Annotated in this window: 7 protein-coding genes; 6 read left to right on the forward strand and 1 reads right to left on the reverse strand. The window is 70.8% G+C overall.

The window, feature by feature from the left end; translation table 11 throughout:
- From G6026_RS17095 to thrB, 5 genes are all read left to right on the forward strand, one after another.
- The coding region (locus tag G6026_RS17095; RefSeq protein WP_241727936.1) for a DALR anticodon-binding domain-containing protein at positions 1-106 on the forward strand (106 nt) is incomplete at its 5' end.
- The gene (gene lysA / locus G6026_RS03805) at positions 103-1,521 is read left to right on the forward strand and encodes a diaminopimelate decarboxylase (RefSeq protein ID WP_107756728.1); all 1,419 of its coding nucleotides are present in this window, start codon (positions 103-105) and stop codon (positions 1,519-1,521) included. The genes G6026_RS17095 and lysA, both read left to right, overlap by 4 nt.
- A complete protein-coding gene (locus tag G6026_RS03810) occupies positions 1,518-2,870 on the forward strand; it encodes a homoserine dehydrogenase (protein WP_107756727.1) in 1,353 nt (450 codons plus the stop codon). Before lysA ends, G6026_RS03810 begins: the two co-directional genes overlap by 4 nt.
- Positions 2,867-3,949, forward strand: coding sequence for a threonine synthase (thrC, locus tag G6026_RS03815; protein WP_182612297.1), 1,083 nt, complete (start codon positions 2,867-2,869; stop codon positions 3,947-3,949). Before G6026_RS03810 ends, thrC begins: the two co-directional genes overlap by 4 nt.
- Complete coding sequence (thrB, locus tag G6026_RS03820) at positions 3,946-4,908, forward strand: homoserine kinase (protein ID WP_182612298.1); 963 nt, start codon at positions 3,946-3,948, stop codon at positions 4,906-4,908. The genes thrC and thrB overlap by 4 nt, the downstream gene beginning before the upstream one ends.
- A gap of 17 nt (positions 4,909-4,925) precedes the next feature.
- Here the strand turns inward: thrB and G6026_RS03825 are convergent, their stop codons facing one another.
- Complete coding sequence (locus tag G6026_RS03825) at positions 4,926-6,596, reverse strand: AMP-binding protein (RefSeq protein ID WP_107756724.1); 1,671 nt, start codon at positions 6,594-6,596, stop codon at positions 4,926-4,928.
- A 472-nt stretch (positions 6,597-7,068) separates the two neighbouring features.
- Between G6026_RS03825 and G6026_RS03830 the strand changes: the two genes are divergently transcribed.
- The coding region (locus G6026_RS03830; RefSeq protein WP_182612299.1) for a Rho termination factor N-terminal domain-containing protein at positions 7,069-7,336 on the forward strand (268 nt) is incomplete at its 3' end.

Raw genomic sequence — 7,336 nt, forward strand, 5'->3', positions numbered from 1 at the left:
GCCCGGCCCGCTCCACGCCGCCCGGCTCGCGCTCAGCACGGCCACCCGGCAGACCCTGGCCAACGGCCTGCGGCTGATCGGCGTCACCGCCCCGGAGAAGATGTGAGCGCGCACCCGGCCGGGTCCCGACACGAGTTCCCGCACGCGCCCGGTATCGGGGAGCGTCCCACCGACGCGGGGCGGGTCATGGCCCTGGACCCGGCGGTCTGGCCGCGCGGCGCGGGTCGACGCGACGACGGTGTGGTGGAGTTCGCCGGGGTGGCCGCGGATGACCTGGCGGCCGAGTACGGGACCCCGTTGTTCGTGATCGACGAGGACGATTTCCGCTCCCGGTGCCGCGAGATGGCGGAGGCCTTCGGTGGCGCGGACCGGGTCCATTACGCGTCCAAGGCGTTCCTCTGTACCGAGGTGGCGCGCTGGGTGGCGGAGGAGGGACTGAGCCTCGACGTCGCCTCGGGTGGCGAGCTCGCGGTGGCCCTGCGCGCCGACTTCCCGCCCGCCCGGATCACGGTGCACGGCAACAACAAGTCCGCCGACGAACTGCGGCTCGCCGTCCGCAGCGGGGTCGGGCACGTCGTCCTCGACTCGATGTCCGAGATCGCGCTCCTGGATCGCATCGCCGCCGAGGAGGGGGTGGTCCAGGACGTCTTCATCCGGGTGACGGTGGGCGTCGAGGCGCATACCCACGAGTTCATCGCCACCGCGCACGAGGACCAGAAGTTCGGGTTCTCGCTCGCGGGCGGCGCGGCCATGGCCGCCGTCCGCGGGGTGTTCGACGCACCGCACATCCGGCTCACCGGACTCCACAGCCACATCGGCTCCCAGATCTTCGACGTCGACGGCTTCGAACTCGCCGCGCGTCGCGTGATCGGGCTCCTGCGCGACATCGTCGACGAGTTCGGGGCCGAACGCACGGCCCAGCTCGATCATCTCGACCTGGGCGGCGGCCTGGGCATCAGCTACGTCCCGACCGACGATCCGCCCCCGGTGGCGCACCTGGCCACCGCACTGAGGGAGATCGTCGACGGGTTCTCGGCGGACGTCGGGCTCGCGCCCCCCACGTTGGTCGTCGAACCCGGCCGCGCGATCGCCGGACCCGGCACGGTCACCCTGTACGAGGTCGGCGTGGTCAAGGACGTCGACCTCGCCGGCGGGGAGAGACGTCGCTACATCAGCGTCGACGGCGGGATGAGCGACAACATCCGGACCGCGCTCTACGACGCCGAGTACGACGCCCGCCTGGTGGGCCGCGCGTCGACCGCCGCCCCCGTCGTGGCCAGACTCGTGGGCAAACACTGCGAGAGCGGTGACGTGGTGGTCCGCGACCTGTGGATGCCAGAGGACACCGGGGCAGGGGATCTGGTGGCCGTCGCGGCGACCGGCGCCTACTGCTATTCGATGTCCAGTCGGTACAACCTGATCGGCCGGCCCGCGGTGGTCGCGGTCCGTGACGGACGGGCACGCCTGGTGCTCCGGCGTGAAACCCTGGACGATCTGACGAGCCTGGAGGTGGGACAGTGAGCGACGCAACGGCGTCAGGCGTGCGACCCGTGGGGGTGGCGGTGCTCGGAATGGGCACCGTCGGTACCGAGGTCATCCGCTACATGACGGAGAACGCGGAGGCGCTCGCCTCCCGGATCGGGGCTCCGCTCGTCCTGCGGGGTGTCGCGGTGCGCGACCTGTCCCGCGACCGCGGGATCGACCCCGAGCTGCTGACGGCGGATCCGTCCTCGCTCGTCTCGCGGGACGACGTCGACGTCGTCGTCGAACTGATGGGCGGTATCGACGTACCGCGTCCCCTGCTGCTGGAGGCGCTCGGGAACGGCAAGGCCGTGGTCACCGCCAACAAGGCCCTGCTCGCCGAGTACACCGACGAACTGGCGGAGGCGGCGGACTCGACCCGCTCCGACCTGTACTTCGAGGCGGCCGTGGCCGGCGCGATCCCGGTGATCGGACCTCTGCGGCGTTCCATGGCGGGTGACCAGGTCCAGCGGGTCCTCGGGATCGTCAACGGAACGACCAACTACATCCTCTCCGCGATGGGGTCCACGGGCGCCGACTACGCCGAGACCCTCGCCGAGGCCTCCCGGCTCGGATACGCGGAGGCCGACCCCACGGCGGACGTCGAGGGATACGACGCGGCGGCCAAGGCCGCGATCCTGGCCTCGATCGCGTTCCACAGCCGTGTCACGGCGGGCGACGTCTACCGGGAGGGCATCTCCCGGATCACGCCCGACGATTTCGCGTCGGCCCGCGACATGGACTGCACGATCAAACTCCTGGCGATCTGCGAGAAGCTGCAGCGGGAGGACGGCAGCGAGGCCGTCTCGGCGCGCGTCTACCCGGCGCTGCTGCCCGACAGCCATCCGCTCGCCACCGTCAACGGCGCCTTCAACGCAGTCGTGGTCGAGGCGGAGGCGGCAGGTCGGCTCATGTTCTACGGGCAGGGTGCCGGTGGATCCCCGACCGCGTCCGCCGTCCTCGGGGACATGGTCGCCGCGGCCCGGAACAAGGTCGACGCGGGCCGGGCGCCGGGGGAGTCGACGTACGCGGCGCTGCCGGTGGCGTCGATGGACGAGGTCTCCACCCGCTATCACGTACGGATGCGTGTGGCCGACAAGCCCGGCGTCCTGGCTCTGGTCGCCGCCGAGTTCTCGCGCCACGGGGTGTCCATCGCCCAGGTCCGGCAGACCGAGGTCGAGTTCCCCGAGTCCGAGCTGGACGATGCCGAGCCCACCGCGGAGCTCACCGTCCTGACCCACCGAGCCTCGGAGCGCGCGCTCGCGGACACGGTGGCAGCGCTCTCAGACCAGGACGCGGTCTCGGTCATCACCAGCGTCATCCGACTCGAGGGAGTGGACACAGAATGAGCAGCACCCATCAGCCAGTTCACCACCGCTGGCCCGGTCTCATCGAGGCCTACCGCGACCGGCTCCCGATCGGAGACACCTGGGAGACGGTGACGCTCTTCGAGGGCGGGACCCCGCTCCTGCCGGCCCCCTACCTCTCCGGGGTGACCGGGTGCGAGGTGTACCTCAAGGTGGAGGGCCTCAACCCGACTGGCTCGTTCAAGGACCGCGGGATGACGATGGCCGTCACCGACGCCAGGGCGCGCGGTCAGAAGGCGGTGCTGTGCGCCTCGACCGGCAACACGTCCGCCTCGGCCGCCGCCTATGCGACCAGAGCCGGGATGAGCTGCGCGGTGCTCATCCCGCAGGGCAAGATCGCGGCCGGGAAGCTGGCGCAGGCCGTCATGCACGGGGCCACGATCATCCAGGTCGACGGCAACTTCGACGACTGCCTGGAACTGGCCCGCAAGACCACCGCGACCTACGCGGAGATCGGCCTGGTCAACTCGGTCAACCCCGTGCGGATCGAGGGCCAGAAGACCGCCGCGTTCGAGATCGTCGACGTGCTCGGGCGGGCTCCCGACCTGCACTTCCTGCCTGTCGGTAACGCGGGCAACATCACCGCGTACTGGAAGGGATACAGCGAGTACCACGCGGACGGCATCATCTCGACCCGCCCCCGGATGATGGGGGTGCAGGCCGCCGGTGCGGCGCCGCTGGTGGACGGCGCGCCGGTCAAGAACCCCGAGACCATCGCCACCGCCATCCGCATCGGCGCGCCGGCGTCCTGGGACGGCGCCGTCGCCGCCCGCGACCAGTCCGGCGGCACGTTCCGTAAGCGCACCGACGAGCAGATCCTCGAGGCCTACCGCACCGTCGCGGGTAAGGACGGCGTGTACGTGGAGCCCGCCTCCGCGGCGTCGGTCGCGGGTCTGCTCGACGCCCACGCCAACGGGGAGCTCGAGCCCGGGCAGACGATCGTCTGCACCGTCACCGGCAACGGGCTCAAGGATCCGGACACCGCCCTGTTGGGTATGCCGGAGGTGGAGGCCATCCCGGTGGATCCCTCCGCCGTCGCCGGCGCCCTCGGACTGGAATGAGCGCCGTGAGCGGCGCCGGCCCGGAGGTCTTCGGCAGCTCCGGGGGACGCATCCTGCCGGTCGGCCGCTCGGTCACCGTCGAGGTGCCCGCCTCCAGCGCCAACCTCGGGCCGGGATTCGACGCCCTCGGTGTGGCGCTGGGCCTGTACGACACCATCACGGTGACGACGATCGCCTCGGGCCTGGAACTCGAGGTCTCGGGGGAGGGGGCGGGGCAGGTCCCTGCAGACGCCTCACACCTCGTCGCCAAGGCGGTGGAAGCCGGTCTGCGTGCCGGTGGCACGGGCGCGCCCGGGGTCAGGATCTCCTGTACCAACGCGATCCCGCACTCCCGGGGTCTCGGTTCCTCCGCGTCGGCGGCGGTGGGGGGATTGGTCGCGGCGAACGGGCTGATGGGTCAGGTGTTGACCGACGAGCACCTGGTGCAGCTGGCGAGCGAGTTCGAGGGACATCCCGACAACGCCGCGGCCAGCGTCCTCGGTGGGGTGGTGGTCTCGTGGACCGAGAGGTCGGCGACCGCGGTGACCTACCGGGCGGTCCGTATGAATGTGGACCCGACGATCGTCGCCACCGTGCTGGTGCCGTCCGAGACCTCGTCGACGGCTCAGACGCGCGGGCTGCTCCCGGAGAAGGTGCCCCACGAGGATGCGGCCTTCAACGCCAGTAGAGCCGCCCTGATGTCGGTGGCGCTGGCCTCGCATCCGGAGTTCCTGCTCGCCGCGACCGAGGACCGACTGCACCAGTCCTACCGGGCCCCGGCGCTCGTCGGCACGACGGAGTGGATCGCCCGGCTCAGGGACCGGGGTCTGGCCGCCACGGTCTCCGGAGCAGGACCCACCGTGCTGGTGCTGGGGACCAGCCCGCTGCCGACCGACCTGCGCGCTGACGCCGAGGCGCGGGGGTGGCAGGTTCTGGACCTCGAGATCGCCGAGGGCGCCCGGGTACTCGCCGCGCAGTGAGCACAGCCCACGCCTGATCAGGTGGCGGAGCCGGGCGAGATGGTGGTGACCCGATAGGCCCCCTCGGCGTGCAGCGAACGGATGGCCCGCTTGTCGTACTTTCCCACCGACGTGCGCGGGATGTCGTCGACGAAAGCCCAGTGATCCGGTCGTTTCCACAGGTCGACGTGGCCCTCGAGTGAGTCCCAGAGGGCCCGGGCGGTGGCCGACGCGCCGGGTTTGAGGTGGACCAGGACCATAGGGCGGTTGCCCCAGCGTTCGTCCGGCACCCCGATCACCGCTGCATCGGCCACCCGATCGTCCCGGAGGACGGCGTGCTCGAGTTCCACCGAGGAGATCAGCTCGCCTCCCGAGGCGATGATGTCGTCCACCCGGTCGACCACGTCGAGGTAGCCCCGCGGGGAGATGGTGGCCATGTCCCCGGTGCGCAGCCACCCGTCGACGAACCGGTCGGTGGCGTCGTCGCCCAGATAGCGAGCGGTGACCCACGGGCCCCTGATCTGGAGTTCGCCGACGGACCACCCGTCGTTCGGAAGGACTCGTCCGGACTCGACGATCCGGGCGTCGACCCCGGCGGGAAACCGGCCCTGTCCGAGGATCTGGGCCCGGCGATGGGTCGCCGAGGAGTGGGGATCGGCGCGGGCGAAGGTGGCGATCGGGCTGGACTCCGTGAGGCCGTAGGCCTGCATGATGGTGACCCCGTGCCGGGTGACGAAGGCGTCGAACAGCGCCTCCGGCACCGGAGAGCCGCCGACCAGGACCTCGCTCAGGTGGCCCAGTGGCTGCGGGTGGTTCTCCAGGTGTCGCAGGAGGCGTTGGAGCGAGGCCGGCGTCGTCGCGACCTTGTTGGGCCTGAACGTGGCCAGTAGCTCCGCCAGCTCGCGTCCGGAGTGCATGGCCTGACCCGGCCGCGGCCGGGCGGTGATGATGCTGGCCCCGGTCATGAAGGCCGCGTACGGCAGTCCCCAGGACAGCACGTGGTGCATCGGCACGGTCGTCAGGACGCTGTCCCCACTACGGAGCGCGGCACTCTCGGCCATGCACATCTGCATGGAGTGAAGCCAGATCGACCGGTGCGTGAACGCCACCGCTTTCGACAGCCCCGTCGTGCCGGAGGTGTATGCGAGCGCGGCGGCGGTGCGTTCGTCGAGCTCAGGCCACGGGAAGGTGGTCGGTCGCCCGTCGAGGAGTGTCTCGAGGGCGTGGAGCTGCCCGCCGTGTCGGTCCCCGGACGGCGCTGTGGTGTCCCCGTGAACCTCGTCATCGAACACGACGAGGTGGGGTGCGTGCTCCAGATCGTCGATCACATCGAGTGCGCGGGGCAGCAACTCCGGATCGACCAGCAGCACCGAGACGTCGTTGTCGCGCAGCGCGGCGAGGAGGAACGACCGGGATCGGAAGACGTTGAGCGAGAGAACCGCCGCGCCCATCGACGGGATCGCGAACATCGACTCGATGACCTCGGGGCGGCTGCCGGACAGGACGGCCACCACGTCGCCGCCACCCACACCGAGATCTGTCAGGGCGTGCGCAGTGGCCGCGGCCCGGGCCGCGATCACGTCGAACCGGGAGGTCCTCGGCACCATGTCGCCGACGAAACCGGTGACAGTGGAGCTCGAGTGTCGCTCCGCGGCGTGGTCGAGGATCCGCGACACGAGCAACGGGGTCTCGAGCATCGTTCCGAACATCGGACCTCCTTCCACTCGGCCGCAGTGGGCTGTTAGGTTACCGCCCGCCGGTGGGGATGAGGACACGCCAGGCGGGACTCGCGAGGGGGACGCGTGTGGGGCGGACAGCGGGTAGTATGCTTTTCTGAAGCCACGGACGCCCGGTCGTCCCTGAATCCCGAGACATCTCCCGTACGCTTACCCCGCCAGCGGTGAGCAGTCCGCGAGGCGGTCCCGGGGGAGCGGCCGAACGGCGCGTGGCCAATCGGGATTGTCGTGCCCGTGAGTGGGTCTCGTCCGACGTCGACGGTCAACATGAAGCCGACCCGGCAGGAATCACCTCGTGCACATCCCCCTCAGACGACTCCGTGTCCGGCCAGTTCGCCGCCACGGAAGGCCTCAGCGGCCACCCGGGACGCGTGTCTGCGTCCCGGACAGTTGCCCGGCGCGGAGCGGTTGACACCGACTCGGTCCGGGCCCAGAAAGGACACCCGTGACCTCGACGGAAACCCACTCCACACCTCCGCAGGGGGCTGCACTGGCAGCCATGCGTCTGGCGGACCTCAAGTCTCTCGCCCAGCAGATGGGCCTCAAGGGGCTGTCAGGTAAGCGCAAGAGCGATCTGGTGGCGATGATCGACGCCGCCCGCGGTGGACGGTCCCAGGCTGCCGCCCAGTCCTCGCCCGCCCAGTCCTCGCCCGCCCGGACTCCCGCCGAGTCCACGCCGGCCGCGGCTGCGGATACCGCCCCCGGGCAGGACG

Origin of the sequence: Dietzia sp. DQ11-38-2 (assembly GCF_014145055.1) — a bacterium.
In the GTDB taxonomy this organism is placed as follows: domain Bacteria; phylum Actinomycetota; class Actinomycetes; order Mycobacteriales; family Mycobacteriaceae; genus Dietzia.

Bases quoted from the DNA above. Each gene is read 5' to 3' on its own strand.
- G6026_RS03825 (WP_107756724.1), bottom strand. From the start codon at position 6,596: ATGTTCGGAACGATGCTCGAGACCCCGTTGCTCGTGTCGCGGATCCTC.
- thrC (WP_182612297.1), top strand. From the start codon at position 2,867: ATGAGCAGCACCCATCAGCCAGTTCACCACCGCTGGCCCGGTCTCATC.
- thrB (WP_182612298.1), top strand. From the start codon at position 3,946: ATGAGCGCCGTGAGCGGCGCCGGCCCGGAGGTCTTCGGCAGCTCCGGG.